General features: G+C 62.7%; 16 protein-coding genes and 1 pseudogene. 2 read left to right on the forward strand and 15 right to left on the reverse strand.

The features are described 5' to 3' along the window. Position 1: 1 nt before the first annotated feature. From ACJO3T_RS10980 to ACJO3T_RS11000, 5 genes are read right to left on the reverse strand one after another with little or no spacing between them, the layout of a single operon-like run. Complete coding sequence (locus ACJO3T_RS10980) at positions 2-2,179, reverse strand: TonB-dependent receptor (RefSeq protein WP_406978492.1); 2,178 nt, start codon at positions 2,177-2,179, stop codon at positions 2-4. Between the two features lie 44 nt (positions 2,180-2,223). After that, positions 2,224-3,570: a lysine N(6)-hydroxylase/L-ornithine N(5)-oxygenase family protein gene (locus ACJO3T_RS10985; protein ID WP_406978493.1), complete on the reverse strand. Its 1,347-nt coding sequence runs from the start codon at positions 3,568-3,570 to the stop codon at positions 2,224-2,226. Further along, positions 3,563-5,299, reverse strand: coding sequence for an IucA/IucC family protein (locus ACJO3T_RS10990; RefSeq protein ID WP_406978494.1), 1,737 nt, complete (start codon positions 5,297-5,299; stop codon positions 3,563-3,565). Before ACJO3T_RS10990 ends, ACJO3T_RS10985 begins: the two co-directional genes overlap by 8 nt. A gap of 19 nt (positions 5,300-5,318) precedes the next feature. Beyond that, on the reverse strand, positions 5,319-6,290 hold the full coding sequence (locus ACJO3T_RS10995) for a GNAT family N-acetyltransferase (RefSeq protein WP_406978495.1): 972 nt from the start codon (positions 6,288-6,290) through the stop codon (positions 5,319-5,321). Further along, positions 6,268-8,049: an IucA/IucC family protein gene (locus ACJO3T_RS11000; protein WP_406963691.1), complete on the reverse strand. Its 1,782-nt coding sequence runs from the start codon at positions 8,047-8,049 to the stop codon at positions 6,268-6,270. Before ACJO3T_RS11000 ends, ACJO3T_RS10995 begins: the two co-directional genes overlap by 23 nt. A 99-nt stretch (positions 8,050-8,148) precedes the next feature. On the opposite strand from ACJO3T_RS11000, the gene ACJO3T_RS11005 reads away from it, so the two are divergent. After that, positions 8,149-9,333: an MFS transporter gene (locus tag ACJO3T_RS11005; RefSeq protein ID WP_406963692.1), complete on the forward strand. Its 1,185-nt coding sequence runs from the start codon at positions 8,149-8,151 to the stop codon at positions 9,331-9,333. Here ACJO3T_RS11005 and ACJO3T_RS11010 read toward each other — a convergent pair. The 9 genes and pseudogenes from ACJO3T_RS11010 to ubiE all read right to left on the reverse strand — a co-directional run bounded on the left by ACJO3T_RS11010 (position 9,305) and on the right by ubiE (position 15,629). Continuing rightward, positions 9,305-10,024, reverse strand: a complete 720-nt coding sequence (locus ACJO3T_RS11010) for a 16S rRNA (uracil(1498)-N(3))-methyltransferase (RefSeq protein WP_406963693.1) — start codon at positions 10,022-10,024, stop codon at positions 9,305-9,307. The two genes, ACJO3T_RS11005 and ACJO3T_RS11010, sit on opposite strands and share 29 nt — an antisense overlap. Continuing rightward, positions 10,021-10,797: a twin-arginine translocase subunit TatC gene (tatC, locus tag ACJO3T_RS11015; protein ID WP_406963694.1), complete on the reverse strand. Its 777-nt coding sequence runs from the start codon at positions 10,795-10,797 to the stop codon at positions 10,021-10,023. Before tatC ends, ACJO3T_RS11010 begins: the two co-directional genes overlap by 4 nt. Positions 10,798-11,123: 326 nt before the next feature. Continuing rightward, a pseudogene (gene tatB, locus ACJO3T_RS11020) lies at positions 11,124-11,399 on the reverse strand (Sec-independent protein translocase protein TatB); the annotation flags it as partial. Positions 11,400-11,410: 11 nt separating this feature from the next. Next, complete coding sequence (gene tatA / locus ACJO3T_RS11025) at positions 11,411-11,656, reverse strand: Sec-independent protein translocase subunit TatA (protein ID WP_406963695.1); 246 nt, start codon at positions 11,654-11,656, stop codon at positions 11,411-11,413. A gap of 114 nt (positions 11,657-11,770) precedes the next feature. Beyond that, a complete protein-coding gene (locus ACJO3T_RS11030; RefSeq protein WP_406963696.1) occupies positions 11,771-12,103 on the reverse strand; it encodes a phosphoribosyl-ATP diphosphatase in 333 nt (110 codons plus the stop codon). Next, positions 12,096-12,527 (reverse strand): phosphoribosyl-AMP cyclohydrolase, encoded by a 432-nt coding sequence (gene hisI / locus ACJO3T_RS11035; protein WP_406963697.1) that lies wholly within the window; start codon positions 12,525-12,527, stop codon positions 12,096-12,098. Before hisI ends, ACJO3T_RS11030 begins: the two co-directional genes overlap by 8 nt. A gap of 26 nt (positions 12,528-12,553) precedes the next feature. Then, positions 12,554-14,197 carry a ubiquinone biosynthesis regulatory protein kinase UbiB gene (ubiB, locus tag ACJO3T_RS11040; RefSeq protein ID WP_406963698.1) on the reverse strand — a complete coding sequence of 548 codons (1,644 nt, stop codon included), beginning with the start codon at positions 14,195-14,197 and terminating at the stop codon, positions 12,554-12,556. Next, on the reverse strand, positions 14,194-14,838 hold the full coding sequence (locus ACJO3T_RS11045; RefSeq protein WP_406963699.1) for a ubiquinone biosynthesis accessory factor UbiJ: 645 nt from the start codon (positions 14,836-14,838) through the stop codon (positions 14,194-14,196). The genes ubiB and ACJO3T_RS11045 overlap by 4 nt, the downstream gene beginning before the upstream one ends. Next, positions 14,838-15,629: a bifunctional demethylmenaquinone methyltransferase/2-methoxy-6-polyprenyl-1,4-benzoquinol methylase UbiE gene (ubiE, locus tag ACJO3T_RS11050; RefSeq protein ID WP_406963700.1), complete on the reverse strand. Its 792-nt coding sequence runs from the start codon at positions 15,627-15,629 to the stop codon at positions 14,838-14,840. Before ubiE ends, ACJO3T_RS11045 begins: the two co-directional genes overlap by 1 nt. Before the next feature lie 210 nt (positions 15,630-15,839). Here ubiE and ACJO3T_RS11055 point away from each other — a divergent pair, with 210 nt between their 5' ends. After that, positions 15,840-16,115 carry a polyhydroxyalkanoic acid system family protein gene (locus ACJO3T_RS11055; RefSeq protein ID WP_406963701.1) on the forward strand — a complete coding sequence of 92 codons (276 nt, stop codon included), beginning with the start codon at positions 15,840-15,842 and terminating at the stop codon, positions 16,113-16,115. Between the two features lie 15 nt (positions 16,116-16,130). On the opposite strand, the gene ACJO3T_RS11060 is transcribed toward ACJO3T_RS11055, so the two are convergent. Further along, entirely contained in the window at positions 16,131-17,069 is a 939-nt protein-coding gene (locus tag ACJO3T_RS11060) for an alpha/beta fold hydrolase (protein ID WP_406963702.1), read from the reverse strand. Positions 17,070-17,280: the final 211 nt, after the last annotated feature.

The following is a 17,280-nucleotide window of genomic DNA, read 5'->3' on the forward strand; positions in this document are numbered from 1 at the left end:
ATCAGTAGTCCACGGAGTAGGTCAGGGAGTAGGTGCGGCCCTGGCCCTTGAAGTCGAACAGTTCTTCGTAGCCATAGAACAGCTGGGCACGCTGGCCCCACACGGTGTCGTACTGCTCGTCCAGCAGATTGGTCACGGCAAAGTTGAGTCGGCCCAGGGGCAGGTTGCGTGCCGCCATCAGGTCGAAGGTGGTGTAACCCTCGATTTCATCACCGGCGTCGTCATCAATGTCGAATGCCTTGGAGCCCTGCAGGCGGACGGAGGTAAGGCGGTCCTGCCAGCGGACGAAGGCGGTGGCGTTGGGCAGGCTGGCCGCAGTAACGACGTTCTTCTGCCAGTCGCCATCGTCGTCTTCCACTTCCGAGCGCACGTAATGGCCGGTGCCACCGATGGACCACTGATCAGTAGCGTACCAGGTCAATGCGCCTTCGAGCCCGTAGTCCCGGGTCTTACGATCCACAACATCGACGGTCAGGGTGGTCCGGTTGGTTTCGGCTTCCTTGTCGGACCAGGTGTAGTAGGCGGCTACCTGGGCGTCCCACTGCGGCTGATAGGTTCGCCAGCCCAGCTCGATCTGGTTGGTTTCCAGGCCCGGGATCGGGTTGTCGTCGATGTTCAGGGAGTCGGTCAGCACATAACGACCGCCCGTGAGGCTGTAGCTGCCCCGTCCGGCTGCCTTGCCCGGATCCGGGATTTCAAAGCCCTGGCTGAAGTTTGCCCAGATCTGGTGGTCATCGGTGAGCTTGTAGATGGCGCCAGCGTTCACCAGGGTCACGTCGTAGTCGCTTTCCCCGCCGGGAATGGCGTCAGCGCCGCTGACCAGCCCACGACCGGACTCAACCGCCTGCTGAGTGCCAACAAAGTCTTCCATTTCAAGGCGCGCATATCGCTGACGTATGCCGGCATTCAACTGGAGCCGGTCGGTTGCCTGCCATTCGGCCTGAAAGTAGGCGGCGATCCCTTCAACCCGGTAGTCCGGATAACGGTCAACCGTGAATTCCTCGTCAAGGACCAGCCCGCCACTGGGCATGGCGGTCGCGTTGTCAAAAATCATCTGGTTGGCGGAGAAGTCCTCGCGGTCCAGATCGATGCCGTAGGTCAGGTTGACGCTGCCCAGGTCTTTGGTCAGAAGCCCCTTGATGAGGTACTGGCGAGTATCCTGCTTGGAGGCACCGAAGTAGCTCTGGGGTACCGTCGCGCGAGAGTAGGGATAGGGGTAGAAACTGGATTCTTCGTTGCGCATGGATGCCTGGAGATACGCGGTATGGCCAAGAAAGTCGCGGTGCTGGTAGGCGGCGTTGACCATGTAGCGCTCGGTCGCAGGGTCCCGGTCGCTGGAAAACCCGTCGCGGATCTCAGGACTGTTGATCGCCGTGGCGTAGGGCCCCAGCCAGACACCTTCATCCCCCTCATACCGGGACCGGTAGAACTGCGCAGTCAGATCCAGGCTCTGATTATCATCAATGCGGATCTGGGTGCTGCCCAGCACGTCGACGCTTCGGTTGTACTGCAGGTCGGTCTGTGAAATGTCGATCATGACCCGGTCGCCGTCACCATCGTACATGGCGCCATTGTCCTGCACGGCGATGGCCAGCCGGCCCTTGATGGTGTCATTGCCGCCCGCGATGGACTGGCCGACCCGGAAGGTGCGGTCCTCGGTACTGTTGAAGCCGCTGGAGGCGCCCAGCTCGGTACTGAAGCGGGCGTCGCCTTCACGGCCTTTCTTGGTGATGATATTGACGATGCCGCCGGTGCTGCCGCCACCGTAGATGGCGGTGGCCCCGGACAATACTTCAATGCGCTCGATATTGAACGGGTCGATGGAGTCGAACTGACGGCTCAGCCCCCGGGAACCATTCAGGGAAACACCGTCGATCATGACCAGCACACTGCGACCACGCATGTTCTGGCCATAGTTGGTGCGGGTCTCCGGGGCCAGGTCCATACTCGGAACCAGCTTGCCAATCACCGTCTTCAGGTCCTGCCCGGACTGGAACTGCTGTTCCAGCTCTTCGCCGTCCAACACCCAGACGGTGCCCGGAATCTGACTGATCTGCGCCGGTGCCCGACTGCCGACCACCACCAACTCGTCCAGCGACTGGGAGGCGGCGTTGGCTGCCAGCGGGGTGACCAATGCCAGTGATATCAGTGTTTGTGAGAAACGCGTTCGTACTTCCATCAGTATTTCTCCCTATGCAAATAAAGCGCAATTGTAAACGATTATCAAAATGATTCAATTCCCATTTGCGCCGTTTTGCGTGGAACCTGTCGGTTCTGTGCAGTGGTTTGGGGTGTGCTGCTGCCCCAGCGGACGGACAGGCCCTTTTCTGACACCGGATAGTGCTCGTGGCCAAGCAGGTGGTTCACGATGACGGCAGAGCGCCAACTGGTCAGGCTGAGCTGGGATTCGGCAATACCGTGACTGAAGCGGCCCTGATTGACGGTATAGATGGCGCGGTCATCGGGGCCGTCCCAGTCCAGGTTGAACGCCGGCTGCAGCCGTGGACGACCGGTGCTGTCCTCGCGGAACCGGTTTTTGATGGGGGCCAGGCAGGGTGGAAGGCCATGATCAAACCCGGTACACAGCAGCAGCTGGTCAGCCTGGAACTCTTCAAACTGGTCATCCATACGGTTGCGGGTCAACAGGTTCATGGGCGTGCCATCGGTGACCGCATAGACGGACCGCCCCGGCAACAGCTCGGGCAACGGGTGTCCGGGGTTTTCCAGTGGGTATTCGTACAGCCGCTGATAGAGCGCCTGCAGGGTGTCCGGGGAAATGCCGTCGGACGCCAGCTTCTGATAGTGGACCAGCTCCCGCCGACGCTGCTCCGGCAGCTGGCGGAAGGTATCCACGTAACCGGGGGAGAAATACAGGTTGGTAAAGGGGGTCTCGTCCAGAGGTTCGAAGTTGGGACGGCGGGAGAACCAGCGGATGCCGGCGGGCTGTCCCCAAAGACCGTCGAGCAGGCCCAGTACTACCTCGGCACCGGACTGGCCGCCACCGATTACCGCTACCTGCTGGCCAGTGAAATCCCTGCCCTTTTGCATAAGGTGGATGCAGTGCAGGCTGCGGGTGGATGGGAGCGCCTCGCAGGCGGGCGGAATGTGAGGCCGGATGCCCGTGCCAATGCAGAGGTTACGGGCACGGACCGGATTCTGTCCCGTCTCAAAAGTCAGCCGGAACAGGCCGTCCTCAAAGGACACCGACTCCACGCCATGGCCGAAATGCAGACTGGAAAGGCGACCCGCGACCCAGTCCAGGTAATCGGCGAACTCGCGGCGGCTGATGGCCGTCATCCCGGCACTCAGGAACGGGTAGAAGCGCCGGTGCTGCACCAGATAGTTCAGGAAACTGTGGGGGTTGCAGGGATCCGCCCCGGTGACCAGGTCCTTGAGGCAGGAGGTCTGCAGTCGTGCCCCTGGCAACTGCATGCCGGGGTGCCAGTCGAACCGGGGCTTGCTGTCAAAAAAGGCAGAGTCCACGTCCTGATGCTGGTCCAGCAGGGCCGCCACGCTCAGGTTGAAGGGGCCAATGCCGATGCCGGCCAGGTCGAGAATATCCTTACTCATCGCAGATCTCCAGGGTCTGATGATTCGTCGGGTGAAGGGGGTTGGGCAATTCCGGCCCGAGGGTTGGGGTGGGGCGGGCCGCATCGTCGCCATAGCCGATCCGGAAGCGCACGCGGTTGAGGCAGACCCGTTCCATCACGGGCCGAAACAGGTCGAATGTGCGGAACTGATGCGTAAGGTCCGGGTACGTCTTCTGGTACTGGACAATCCGGTCGTGGAGTAGCCGGTAGAAATCCCGTTCCGGATAGCCAAGGTAGTCTTCAAGCAACGGCGACAGGAAGCGAAGACCGGTGACCAGGTGACCGGTATACAGGTCATGAAACAGATGGGCGGCCGGCAGTCGTGGTAGCGCGCCGGCCAGGGAGTCCGGCATCCCGGCCTGCATGGGGTGGTCGCCCTCCATCAGGCGCAGGTCTCCGTGGAAATCCTTGACCACCACCCGTTCTGGTTGCCACTGACGGAAGATGACGCCCAGATTCTGGCCGTGGGCCACCAGACCCACGCCATAGCGACAAAGCAGGTGGTAGAGCGGTATGGTGACCCGGTCGAACAGTCGGGTCAGCCAGCGTTCCACGGACCAGCCCGAGCGACGGATCATCTCGGCGACCAGGGGGGTGCCGTCGGCATCGGTCTGCATCAGCATGGCGAAGATCCAGGCCTGTTCACCTTCGGCGGTCTTGCCGGCCAGGCTCTCTCGCCATACTGCCCCGAGCATTTCCCGGTAGCGATAGGGCGTGCCGGAAACCTGCTGTTGGTGAGGGTGGGGCAGATGCACCCCACCCAGTTCCCGCTGCACCGTCAGTCCGGTGGCGGCAAGGAGCGGGTCAGCGCTGGCGGTGGTTGCCAGCCAGGCGGACAGTTCCGGTGCCAGCGCCATGGGTTCCGGCGGAATACCCCGGTAGCAGGAGGTGTTCAGGATGGTCAGCGACAGTTTCAGGTCGCAGGCTCCGGGGGCATCGAGATCCGACAGGGTGCGGATCGACTGCTGGGGCAGATAATGGTGCCCCCGGGGGCCCAGATTCACCAGGTTGCCGCCCTCCAGCATGGCGGCATACTGCGGCTGGATATGGTGCTGCCATTGCCAGGGATGAACCGGTACCAGTTGCCAGTCCCGGGACTGCAGGTAGGGTGCCAGTTCCTCCCGGTCGTCGGTCGTCAGGCACTGCTCGGGGGCAGGTTGACCATAAACCCTTAACCCGGTGGCCCGGTGCGCGGCCAGCCAGTGCAGGCTTACCGGTTGGCTGGCCTCCGGGCTGTAACGGTGCAGGTCATCCATGCCCCAGCCAAGGCGACCGCGGTTGGCCAGTACTTTCGGGTGGCCGTCCAGCAGCGTCTCCAGCCTGACGGGTGGCAGGTCGAGGAGTTGTGCGGCTGTCCGGCCCGCCAAGGCCCGCTGGCGAAGCAGATCACCGGCGAGGGTATTGTTCAGTTCCTCGATGAAGTTACCCAGGGTGATATCGCCCATGGCAAAGGCCTGGCGGCAGTCCAGCACAAGCTGGATGGCGTCACTGCTGGGAAAACCGTTGCGGAGCAGGGTCTGCGGGCGTATCCACAGGAAGTCCCAGGGTGTCCGGCGCGCCTGGAACTGATAACGGTGCTCGCCGGTGTCCAGCTCGAACCGGTCCTGGCCCTTGTGCTGAGGCGTAATCAGCCCTTCATAGCTGCATTCAGCCAGTATCCGGGCCATCAGCCGCTGGTTGACGAGTTGCCAGTGGTTGGCATGTTCCATCTCGGTCATTCCTGTTGGTTTACAGTCGGGTGTCGGTGAAGAACCGGTGGCGGGGATTGCACAACAGCGCCGAGCGCTTGTGGGGAAAGTCGAACTCACCATGGTTTTCCCAGGTGGTGGTCCGGAGATAGCGCAGCATCGCCCGGTTATCCGACCTTGGCTCGCCCCACAGGCAGCGGGTTCGTGGTTCCGACAGAAACAGGAAGTGGCTGACGGTGTTGAGCCACAAGTTGGTCAGGCCTTCACCGAGGAACCGCCGTTCGCCGATCAGTACATGCATGCCCTGATCGAAAGGACCGGCATTGCAGTAGGGGCCCAGTCGGTCTTCCGGCACGTAGTAGGTTTCGAAATAGCCAACAGCCTCACCATCGGCTTCAAGGATCAGCGGCAGCGAGTGCGGGTCGGCCCGGCGGTCCTCCAGCATCGCGTCCAGCCGCTCGCGACTCCAGGGGTACTCCCAGAACCTGGCCGCCCGGGGATCGTTCTGCCAGCGGTGAAAACGTTCGCCATCCTGGGACACCGTCGCCTGGCGTAGCGTGATGGTTTTTCCCGAAGTTGGCGCAAACCGGCGGTAAAGGATCTGGTCGCCCACCGACGGACGACGGGGATGGCGCACTTGGTCTGTCTGCACGGAGATCTCGGGCATGACCGGCCACAGTCCGGGATCCAGCCAGTGCTCGCGGATCTGGTAGAAGGCGGCTCGCTCAATGGCGGTGCCGTCCGCCGTGTGCTCCCAGGCGGGATGGCGGGTGTCAAAGGCTTCGCAGGCGCTCTTCCCCAGTTCGATCCGTGACGTATCCAGTTTGTGGAAAAGGGTATCGAGCAGGCGCTGGCTGGTGGTCGGGTCGAGGGTCGGTCCCTCCCACTCCAGCAGACGTTCGCCGGCGGGGCTGCTCTGCCGTTTCGTCTGCCAATGCTCACGGTCCAGGGTGATCTGTAACTGCTGGTGGTCCGATGACGGTGTCAGTTCAATGGGAGACAAGTGTTTCATGGTGGTTGCTGTCCTTGTGTGTCTCTGGCTGTTCAATCCGCAATGGGTTGGGCATGGGGTGATAGATGGATTCGAGATCCTCGAGGGTGTTCTCGTTCAGGGCTCGCAGGGAGCACAGAAAGTTGTTCTTGGCATACAGTGACGGGCTGCCCAGCAGGTAGCGGAAGGCGCTGGTGTCTGCCGGTTCCTGCCTGAGTTGTTGCTGCAGCCATTGCCGCAGTTGGTGCCATAGCCGGTTTTCCGGACACAGCCCGGCGGCTGCCAGCGAGGTGATGACATTGAAGGTGCTGTTGATGAACAGGTAATAGCAGAACAGCCGCACGCCCAGGGTCTCAGGCAGCTCGTTCTCCCCCGCCTGTATCGATGTTGCCAGCCCGGGGCCGAAGCGGTGGTGGGCCAGGGAAGAGAAGCCGGTGCCCTGGCAGTCCCGGAACCAGGCGGACACCGGCTGGAAATGGTCGTCCAGCCGCAGGATCAGGTTTTGCTGGTGGGCCCCGAACAGCAGTCCCAGGTTGCTCTGGGCGTCCAGTAGTGGCTTGACCGCCAGCTCCAGGTAGGCGTGGAACCAGTCAGCCGCGTCTGTCTCGCTGGCGCTCCGGGCCCGAAGGCAGGTGGCCAGGCGTGAAAGTCCTGTTTCCGGTGCGTCCTGAAGGAGTGACGCCAGTAGCTCACAATTATGGCCGGTTTGGTTGCGGAACGGATTGTCGCGGAAGACCACCGTGCTTTCGGCCAGTGGCTGCCCCTGGCGGTCGCGGATGGCGACGGTCACCGGTTCATTGAGAATGCGGAAATTCCGGTGACGATTCAGCCAGTCCCGGGCCGGTGTGGTGGTCAGCAGGTCGGCCAGTCCCGGCCCGCGGACGGCTTCCCGGGGCTGCAGGTGCCTCAGGGAATTGGTGAGGCGCACGGACAGGGAAAACTTCAGCATCCAGTCCTGATCTTCCGCCCAGATTGCCCGCAATGACGACGTGGCTCGCCATCGGCTGGCCCCCATGCCCAGCCGGCGCAGCCGTCCCGTTGACTGCAGTTCCCGCAACTCAGGATGGGCCTGCCAGTGACGGTGCTGGAACGGATGGCAGGGGAGCACGGTATGGCCAGTTGCGGCAGCGGCCTCCGCAGCCTGTCGCACGGTGGGAGACTCCTGCTGCAGCAGTGTCTCAATGGCGCCGGACAGGGAGGTGAGCGCGGATCCATGACATTGCAGCTGGTCACGGGCCACGCTGTACCAGATCAGTGGAAACCGACCGGTGAATTCCGGGGCAAAGGCGGCGGCTTCTTCAGCCGTCATGTTGCCGCGGTCCTTGGGGCAGGGGTGGATGGAGTGCCCATTGATCAGGGCCTGCTCCGAGTCGATAAAAGTCTGTGGCGCCAGCCCCGCCGGGGCCTGATATGTGGAGCGATAGGCTACGGCAAGCTGGAGGTTGTCATGACTGTTTCGCACGCGCTTAAGCAGATTCTCCCGATCCTGCACCGATGACTGGCTGACGATCTCGGGCAGCGACAGGGTCCATTCCACGGCCGCCAGAAAGTTCATCCGGTGCAGGCCGTCACCCCGATCAAGCCAGAGGTCCGGTCCCAGCAGGTGCCGGCCACCCCGACTGTGAAACCGGCAGGGAATCAGCAGGATTTCCCCGGTTATGTCATGGGTGATCGAGTAGTGGCCTGGTACGGGGTGCCATGGCCAGGGGCCGGTTTCCCGCAACAGGGCATTGAAATAGGCGTTCACTGACGGGTCTAACGCTTCCATCACTGGAATCATGGCAATATCCTTTGTCGGCGAATTGCAAATAACTGTAAAATAAATAATAATGATTCGCAATTACATTTCGTGTGACGCAGATCAGGAAATCTGAACAGGATGACGATTCGGGGAAGGGAGGCCTGGGGCCCGGTATTGATGATGGGGGTGCTGCAGTCGGCCATGGTGGCCGCCCTGCCGTGGTTGATTGAGCGTACGGGACTTTCCGCCGGACTCTGGTCGATGATCCTGTCAGCCGGCATGATTCCGGTTCTTCTGGGGGCCCCGCTATGGGGGCAGTTGGTGGATCGAAGGGGCGCCCAACGGGTGTCCCTTATTGCCTCTGCGATGGTGCTGGCTGGCTTCGGGCTGTTTTTGCTGGCGCTTGGGGCCGGCCTGCAGGGAGCGATTGGCCTTGGCTGTTTGCTGGTAGCCCGGTTGGCCCATGGCATTGGCGCAGGAGGCGTTTTCCCCGCGGCCCAGCGGCTGGCGGTGGCGGATGCCGATCCCGGGGAATGGAGCTATCGCCTGTCCCGTCTGCAGATGTCGGTTCATGCGGGGCGTCTGGCTGGCCCGACCCTGATCGCACTGGCGGTCTGGCTGGGCATGATGACGGTACTTACGCTGACCGGTGTGTTGGCCTTGCTACTGGTGTCCGGCCTTCGCTGGCAGAGGGGGCAGCAACCGGAGGGTGAGTTTGCGGCTGGGGGCGATTCCGGTGGTGATCGCCGTCCGCCGTGGCGGGCCGGGTGGCCCTACTATCTGATGGCGCTGGTGCTGACGGTGGCGGTGGGGGCTGTTCAGTTTGTACTGGGGCCCCGGCTCACGGCTTTGGCGGGCGTCTCTGCGGAAGTCGGTGCTTCCCTGACGGCAGCGGCACTGATCCTGGCTTCCTTGATCGGGCTTGTGTTCGGGCCCCTGGTTCATTCGCGGGTCCGGGGAAGTCCGATACTGGGGGCCATCTGGGGGAGTTCCCTTCTTGTGGGCGGAACCCTGCTGGCCTACGCTCAGAATCTGTCGGCGATGTTTGGCGGTATTGCGGCGCTGGCCTTTGGGGCGGCGGTGCTAACGCCCTGGTATGGCAGTCTGCTACGCCAGTGCCATCCCGATGCACAGGGCGAGGTGGCGGGCAGGCTGACCAGCACCCATACCCTGGGGTACATCATCGGGACCCTGGCCGGTGGCTGGCTGCTGGAGACCAGCCCGGGGCAACCGCTGCTCGCTCTGCTACTGATTGCACCCGCTCTGGTCATGCTGGCATGGCGGGCTGGCGGCTTTACCCGCAGAGATCGTAAAGTCGGCTGATCAGCACGGGTACTGCGGTCTCCACCCTGAGGATGCGGGGCCCCAGATGGACCGACTGACATCCGGCTTCCACCAGTTTGTCCACTTCGTAGGGAATGAAGCCGCCTTCGGGGCCGATGCAGAGGGTGGCCGGGTTCCGGATATGCGTCGGGCACGGGGTGTTCGTACCCGGGTGGGCCACCAGGCCGGGCCGGTCCTGCAGCAGTGACGGCAGCTCGTCTTCCACGAAGGGTTTGAAAAGCTGGCGGATGGTGACCCGGGGCATGCGGGTATCCATGGCCTGCTCCAGGCCCAGGGTCAGGTTCTCCCGCAGGTGCTCCGGTTGTAGCCAGGGTGTCTGCCAGAAGCTCTTCTCCACCTTGTAGCTGTTGATCAGCCAGATGTCCTTCACGCCCAGGGCCGCAACCGTCTGCAGGACACGGCGGAACATCTTGGGGCGGGGCATGGCGAGGACCAGTGTCAGTGGCAGGGGGGAGGGCGGCGACCGGTCCAGTTCCAGGTGGAGTTCCGCGACGGTATCAGTCAGGCGGGTCACCGTGCCGGTGCCCATGGGGCCGTCTTCCAGCCCGACCGGCAGGGTGTCACCCTCGCCGGCACGGAGTACCGAGACCAGGTGATCCCGACGCCGGCCCGTGAGTTTTGCGTGATTGTCGTCCAGCAGGTCCTGTGGCGACAGCAGGGCCAGGTTCATAGGTCTTCGGGATAGCCGTCGTCGGGCCGGTGGCGGATTGCCAGGCGACCACACAGCACCCCAATCTCGAACAGCAGCCACATGGGCACGGCCAGCAGGGTCTGGGAGATCAGGTCAGGGGGCGTCAGCAGCATGCCAATGATAAAGCACCCTACCACCACGTAGGGGCGCTTGGCCGCCAGGTCCTGGGGAGTGGTGGCGCCGGACAGGATCATCAGCACGGTGGCAATGGGAATTTCGAAGGCAACCCCGAAGGCAAAGAACATCTTCAGCACGAAGTTCAGGTAACTGGTGATGTCCGGCAGTTCCACGATGCCTTCCGGGCCAATGGCCGTGAAGAACCCGAACACCAGGGGAAACACCACGTAGTAGGCGAATATCGCCCCCAGGTAGAAGAGCAGTATCGAGGAGAACAGCAGCGGGAAGGCAAGTTTCTTCTCATGGGCGTACAGCCCCGGTGCGATAAAGCTCCACAACTGGTAGAGGATGACCGGTATTGCCACGAACACCGACAGCACCAGGGCGAGCTTCATGGGGGCGAAGAAGGTGGCGGTGATGTCGGTGGCAATCATGCTCTGGCCCACCGGCAGCAGCTCCATCAGCGGGCCGGCCATGATCAGGTAGAGCTCGTTGCGGAACGGGAACATCACCGCGAAGCACACCAGCACCGCCAGTACCATCTTCAGCAGGCGGTTGCGGAGCTCCAGCAGATGCTCGATCAGGGGCATTTCCTGCTGCTCGGGAGGAGGGTTGCCCGGGGAAGCTGAACTCATGAATCGCGTTCCGGTTTATCCTTGGGCGTCTCCGGGGCACCGGAGACGCTGGTTTCGGTGGTGTCAGCGGTCTGGCTGCCCTTGCGGATCATGGCGTGGGGGTCATAGCCGGGTTTTTCCGGCGGTTCCCAGTCCCGGAACCGCTGGCGGTCGTCATCCCGGTGGTTCTCATGGTCATCGGGTTGGCTATGGTCGGCGCCCTGAGTCGGATCTTCCGGCGGGGGCTGGTCACCCTGTTCGGGTGGCTCCGATGTGTTCTCCTGCTCACCGGCAACCCGGCGAGTGGCCGGGGCGGGTCTGGCCTTGCGGGTGTCGCCGTCGGAGAGGATCATGTCCTCGTACTGTTTGGCTTCATCCAGCGCGCCGCGAACACTCTTCTCCACGTCTTCCAGGCCGATATCCCCGGCCTTGCGCAATTCCTTGCGCAGTTCGTCGGCCTTGAGCTCCCGGTCCAGTTCCGAGGTGAACTGGGTGACCATGCGCCGGGCACCACCCACCCAGCGGCCGGCGGTGCGGGCCGCCGAGGGCAGGCGTTCCGGTCCCAGGACCAGCAGAGCGATGACGGCACAGATCACCAGCTCAATAAAGCCGATATCGAACATGTGGGGGCGACTCAGCTATGGGTCTTTTCTTCGGTCTTTTCGGTGCTGGATTCCTGGACCGTGGACTTTTCCTGATTCTCGATGGAGTCCCCATCGGTCTTGTCCTTGTCCTGCTGGCTTTCCTCGTCGCTCATAGACTTCTTGAAGCCCCGGATAGCACCACCCAGATCTGTGCCGATATTGCGCAGCTTCTTGGTTCCGAACAGGAGGATCACAATGCCCAGAACAATCAGAAGTTGCCAGATACTAATTCCCATCTCTCAGGACCCCTTTGGTTTACTTACCTGATGTTATTGTACGCCAACCCTGGCGTTAACCGAACACCCATGGAGGGAGACGCGGACACCAGGGGTGCCTCGTCCAGTTGACGGCTATGGTTTGTTGCGGGCTGCCTTTTCCTCCAGCCCCGAGAGGTCGAAGCGACGGCCCAATTCTTCAAGAATATCATCCGGTCCAAGACCAAACCGTGACAGCATAACCAGAGTGTGGAACCAAAGGTCGGCGGTTTCGTAGACCAGGTCGTCGGTCTTGTCCGAGTTCTCGGCATCCTTGGCGGCAATCAGCGTCTCGGTGCATTCCTCGCCCACCTTCTCGAGGATCTTGTTCAGACCCTTGGCGTGCAGGCTGGCCACATAGGAACTGTCCGGGTCGGCGGCCTTGCGGGCCTCCAGAACGCGGGCGAGTTGCGACAGTATGTCACTCATGGTGATGGCCTCCCTCTCCGTAGATGGCGTCCGGGTCCTTCAGTACCGGATCTTTGGTGACCCAGCTACCGTCTTCCAGCGCCCGGTAGAAACAGCTGCGACGTCCGGTGTGGCAGGCGATTCCGCCCCGCTGTTCCACTTTCAGCAGGATAACGTCGTCGTCGCAGTCCACTCGGATCTCCCTGACACGCTGCTCGTGCCCGGAACTCTCGCCCTTGCGCCAGAGCTTGCCCCGGGAGCGGGACCAGTAGATGGCCTGCTGTTCCCGGGCGGTGAGTTCCAGGGATTCCCGGTTCATCCACGCCATCATCAGGATGTCGCCGGTCTCGGCGTCCTGGGCGATGGCGGGAACCAGGCCGTCGGCATTCCAGCGGATGCTGTCGAGCCAGTCGGTGCCGGACACGGTAGAGGTTGATTCTTGCATATTTATGACACGGTTTGTCTGTTGGGTTAGCGACTGCCCCTGGCAACCAGCCAGGTGGCGCCGGCCAGCATGGCCCAGCCATACCAGGGCATGTCCCGGGCCAGGGGCTCCAGTTCACCCTGAACGCCCAGCCAGGCGCCGGCTACCAGGGCCGCCGCGAGAGCCAGGCGGCGCCAGCGGCGATCGGCACGGCGTTGTCCGGCCCTGATGGCTGCCAGTGTATCCTGTTTTGCCCCCGGCTGGTTGCCGGAATTGCGTAGCTGCACCAGGGTATCGTGCACCAGTTGCGGCATCTCCGGAGACTGTTCCAGCCATGATGGCAGTCGTGACTGCAGGGTCTGGAACAGGCCGCTGGGGCCGATACGGCGTTTCATCCAGGTCTCCAGGAACGGCTGGGCGGTGCTCCACAGGTCCAGGTCCGGGTACAGCTGGCGGCCGAGGCCCTCCACATTCAACAGGGTTTTCTGTAGCAATACCAGTTGCGGCTGTACTTCCATATTGAAGCGCCGCGCGGTCTGGAACAGGCGTAGCAGGAAGTGGCCGAAGGAAATGTCCTTCAGGGGGCGCTCGAAAATGGGCTCGCAGACGGTGCGAATGGCGGCCTCGAACTCATTGACCCGGGTTTCCGGCGGCACCCAGCCGGACTGGATATGCAGTTCCGCCACCTGCCGGTAGTCGCGGCGGAAGAAGGCCAGCAGGTTGCGGGCCAGGTAACTGAGGTCGTCCGGCGCCAGGGTGCCGACGATGCCGAAATCAATGGCAATGTAACGGGGATCCGCCGGATTGCTGGCGTCCACGAAGATATTGCCCGGGTGCATATCGGCGTGGAAGAAGCTGTCCCGGAAAACCTGGGTGAAGAAGATCTCCACGCCCTTTTCGGCCAGCACCTTCATATCCACCCCGGCGGCGTTCAGAGCCTTGATGTCGGCGATGGGAATGCCCGACACCCGCTCCATCACCAGCACTCGCTGGCTGGTGTAGTCCCAGTCGATGGTGGGGATGTAGATCAGCGGCGAACCTTCGAAGTTGCGGCGCAGCTGGCTGGCGTTGGCGGCTTCCCGTTGCAGGTCCAGTTCGTCGTGGATGGTGTTCTCGTAGTCCTCCACCACGTCTACCGGGCGCAGGCGCCGGCCCTCGGACCAATACCGCTCCAGCAGCCGTGCCATCAGGTACATCAGCGCCAGGTCCTGCTGGATCACCCGCTCGATGCCGGGGCGGATGACCTTGACCACCACGCGGCGGCCGTCGGGCATGGTGGCGGCATGCACCTGGGCCACGGAGGCGGAGGCCATGGGGTCCCGGGTGAATTCGGCAAACAGCTCGTCCACCGGCTGCCCCAGGGATTCCTCGATAATGGCCCGCGCGGCGTCACTGGGGAAGGGCGGTACGTTGTCCTGCAGCCGGCGCAGGGATTCGGCCATGTCATCCGGCAGCAGGTCACGCCGGGTGGAGAGGATCTGGCCGAACTTGACGAACACCGGCCCCAGTTCCTCCAGGGCCAGCCGCAGCCGGTCACCGCGATCCAGCTTGCCCTTGGGGAACAGGTGCCAGGGGGCGAACAGGAAGAACAGCTTCAGGGGGGCGGGCAGCTCGGCGATGGGCAGGAAGGTGTCCAGCCGGTATTTGCAGAAAACCCAGGCGATGCGGAACAGGCGTTGCAATCGAGTCACGGCGTCTCCGATCCGGACTCGCCGGTGGTTTGGGCCTCCAGCCGCTCAATGCGGGCGGTCAGGCGTTCGGTGCGCAGGTTGAGCTGGTCGATCTCCTCGAAGGTGGGCTCCAGTTCACGCCGACCGGGCAGGGTGCCGGTTTCCTCGTGGATATACTCCTCCAGGCTGGCGGTGACCGAGGCCATGGCCTGGCGGCTCCAGCGAACACTGCCGCGAATTCGACGACCGATGAAGTGGGCGGGGATGTCGCCGGTATAGCGGGCCAGGGCCGCCTCCCAGTCCGGCGCCAGTTGCGCCAGGGCCTGCTGGAACTGGTGGGCAAGGCCGGTATCGCCTTCCACGGTCAGGCGACCGTCGCTGATGGCCTGGTCATCGCCCAGGGCAAGGGCGGCCATGGCCAGCGGGCGGCCACGGATCACCAGAGCCGGATCGTCCGGGCGCAGACCCGATACCCGTACCCCGCGACGGGTGCCCTGCAGGCAGATGGCCATGGCCACCGGCTCGCTGACCTCGAAACACACCGGGCCGGTCAGCGCACGCAGCAGGTCGCGGCGACCGGGCGGGTCCAGTTCCAGGGCCCGGTTCAGCGCCAGCTCAAGCGTGCCGGTGATGGCCGCGTGCAGGGTGGGAATCCGTGACATCAGGGTTTGGTTCCCACGTGCAGGGCCACAATGCCGCCGGTCATGTTGTAGTAGCGGCAGTTCACCAGGCCGGCGGACTCCATCATACCCTTGAGGGTATCCTGATCCGGGTGCATGCGGATGGACTCCGCCAGGTAACGATAGCTCTCCGAATCACCCGCAAATAACTGGCCCATCAGGGGCAGGGCGCTGAATGAGTAGGTGTCGTAGGCCTTGCTGAGCAGAGGATTGGTGGGTTTGGAAAACTCCAGCACCATCACCTTGCCGCCGGGCTTCAGCGCGCGCGCCATGTCCCGCAGGGCCTGGTCCTTGTCGGTCACGTTGCGCAGGCCGAAGGCAATGCTGACCACGTTGAACGTATTGTCCGGAAACGGCAGGTGCTCAGCGTCCGCCTGTACGTATTCGATATTGCCGGCGTAGCCCCGGTCCAGCAGGCGGTCACGGCCCACTTCCAGCATGGAGGCGTTGATGTCCGCCAATACCACCTTGCCATTGGTGCCCACCAGGTCTGAGAACTTCATGGTCAGGTCGCCGGTGCCGCCGGCAATGTCCAGCACCTGGTGGCCGGGGCGCACGCCGCTGAGTTCGATGGTGAAGCGCTTCCACAGGCGGTGGATGCCCATGGACATCAGGTCGTTCATCAGGTCGTACTTGCTCGCCACGGAGTGGAAGACCTCGGCCACCTGGCCCGCTTTCTGGCTTTTGGCCACCTTGCGGAAGCCGAAGTCGGTAGTGTCGTCCTGGGCGGGGCGGTTCTGATGTGAAGCCGGGGCTGACTGCTGTTCGCTCATGGGGGCGTCCTGTGGAATGTCGCATCGGGGCGCTGGGCAACCCGCCGACGGACCCGTGAGTCCGGTTTTGGCGGGCGTAAGCGACCCTATTCTAGGGAACCTCCGGGCAAGTCTAAAGTTTTTTGCCGCAATATGTATCATCGGAGGCTGGTCTGGACGTGTCGCTGCCCATAAACTGGAGACAAATCAACTTTCAGAGGGAAATCGTTCATGTCTGCTATTGATGTTCGCCGCAGTCATTCCATGGACCAGGAACATGCCCGTGAGGCGGCTGAATCCCTGGCCCGGGACCTGTCCCGGAAGTTTGACGTGCAGTACGAGTGGGACGGCGACCTGCTGAGGTTTCACCGCTCAGGGGTCAAGGGGCACCTGGATATCTCTCCCAGCGAGCTGCATGTTCACCTGGAACTCGGCATTATGCTGAGGCCCTTCAAGGGGCGGGTCGAGGAAGAGATCCACAACGAGCTGGACCGCATCATCGTCTGAAGGGCTCAGGTGACACTAAGCTGTGCCGGACTGGCCTGCGTCCGGACTTCCCGGCGGGTGATCCAGTGCCGGGATCAGGGACTGGTCATCCAGGGCGATAAAGTGACTGGGGGCGTCGGTTTCCTGGATGGTCATGGCGGCGCAGGCCCGGGCGCTTTCCAGCATGGCGGACTTGTCCAGGATCCGGTCGGTGCCGGGAATCAGGAAGATGCCGTGGCTGATGTTCCGGTAGATGTCCGTGGGCGTCCTCTCCATCCAGTCCAGTACGTCCTCCAGGTTGCGCACGATAGTGAGATGGTCGCGGGTGGACGAGAACAGTTTGCTGAGGAGGGTTTTCTTGCGGGGATTCATGCGACCGAAGAAGGTCTGCCCATAGACGGAAGAGGGCGCGCTGTTGATCAGACGGATCAGCCAGGGCCACATGCCGTGGCTGACCGGTTCCAGCATCATGGTGACCAGCGCGTGGGTGCGGCCCTGGGGCAGGGCCGGGGCTTCCAGCAGCAGCTCCACGTTGCGGAACAGGTCGGGTCGCCGGCGGGCTGCCTCCAGGATCACCGCCCCGCCGCGGGAGTGGCCGTGGACCCGGACGTGGTCGGAGGAGGGCAGAATCTCCATGGCCTGGATCAGCAGTTCCGCGTCGTAGGCGATGGTGCCGGCGAGTTCGTTGATCTCCGACTGCCAGCCGGCGTCCTCCGGTGTCACGCCGTTGACCGGAATGTGGTAGTTGCTGCAGGTAAGCAGGATCAGTTCGGTGGTGGGCGCATCGTAGATCTGGGTGAAGTAGCAGTGGTTTTCCAGGTAGCCGTGAACGCCGATGACCGTATGCAGGGCCTCGCCACTATGGTTGCGCACCGACACCGCACCCTGGCCGATGCGATAGACCTGCCCGGAGAACATTTCCGAATAGGCAATGTCGATGGGCTTGATGAGTTTGCGTATATGGCTTGCTTTCATGTGCCACCTCCGGGGCCACACTGGCTGGCTTATGGCGCCCTGCTCCAGAGTATACGATGACTTGCCTGTCATGACGTAATCTATATCAGTACTGCATTTCCCATGATCGGGAGTGGAGCAGGTTTTTCGCCTCTGTCACAATGCCGGATCAGTGTTTTCACACCTTTACCACAATGATCATGACAATGATCAGGCAACCCGGGACCCGACA

It is taken from the genome of Marinobacter shunpengi, assembly GCF_045449715.1.
GTDB lineage: Bacteria > Pseudomonadota > Gammaproteobacteria > Pseudomonadales > Oleiphilaceae > Marinobacter.

Coding starts and splice junctions, on each gene's coding strand:
- ACJO3T_RS10980 (WP_406978492.1), bottom strand. CDS start 2,179: ATGGAAGTACGAACGCGTTTCTCACAAACACTGATATCACTGGCATTG.
- ACJO3T_RS10985 (WP_406978493.1), bottom strand. CDS start 3,570: ATGAGTAAGGATATTCTCGACCTGGCCGGCATCGGCATTGGCCCCTTC.
- ACJO3T_RS10990 (WP_406978494.1), bottom strand. CDS start 5,299: ATGGAACATGCCAACCACTGGCAACTCGTCAACCAGCGGCTGATGGCC.
- ACJO3T_RS10995 (WP_406978495.1), bottom strand. CDS start 6,290: ATGAAACACTTGTCTCCCATTGAACTGACACCGTCATCGGACCACCAG.
- ACJO3T_RS11000 (WP_406963691.1), bottom strand. CDS start 8,049: ATGATTCCAGTGATGGAAGCGTTAGACCCGTCAGTGAACGCCTATTTC.
- ACJO3T_RS11005 (WP_406963692.1), top strand. CDS start 8,149: ATGACGATTCGGGGAAGGGAGGCCTGGGGCCCGGTATTGATGATGGGG.
- ACJO3T_RS11010 (WP_406963693.1), bottom strand. CDS start 10,024: ATGAACCTGGCCCTGCTGTCGCCACAGGACCTGCTGGACGACAATCAC.
- tatC (WP_406963694.1), bottom strand. CDS start 10,797: ATGAGTTCAGCTTCCCCGGGCAACCCTCCTCCCGAGCAGCAGGAAATG.
- tatA (WP_406963695.1), bottom strand. CDS start 11,656: ATGGGAATTAGTATCTGGCAACTTCTGATTGTTCTGGGCATTGTGATC.
- ACJO3T_RS11030 (WP_406963696.1), bottom strand. CDS start 12,103: ATGAGTGACATACTGTCGCAACTCGCCCGCGTTCTGGAGGCCCGCAAG.
- hisI (WP_406963697.1), bottom strand. CDS start 12,527: ATGCAAGAATCAACCTCTACCGTGTCCGGCACCGACTGGCTCGACAGC.
- ACJO3T_RS11045 (WP_406963699.1), bottom strand. CDS start 14,838: ATGTCACGGATTCCCACCCTGCACGCGGCCATCACCGGCACGCTTGAG.
- ubiE (WP_406963700.1), bottom strand. CDS start 15,629: ATGAGCGAACAGCAGTCAGCCCCGGCTTCACATCAGAACCGCCCCGCC.
- ACJO3T_RS11055 (WP_406963701.1), top strand. CDS start 15,840: ATGTCTGCTATTGATGTTCGCCGCAGTCATTCCATGGACCAGGAACAT.
- ACJO3T_RS11060 (WP_406963702.1), bottom strand. CDS start 17,069: ATGAAAGCAAGCCATATACGCAAACTCATCAAGCCCATCGACATTGCC.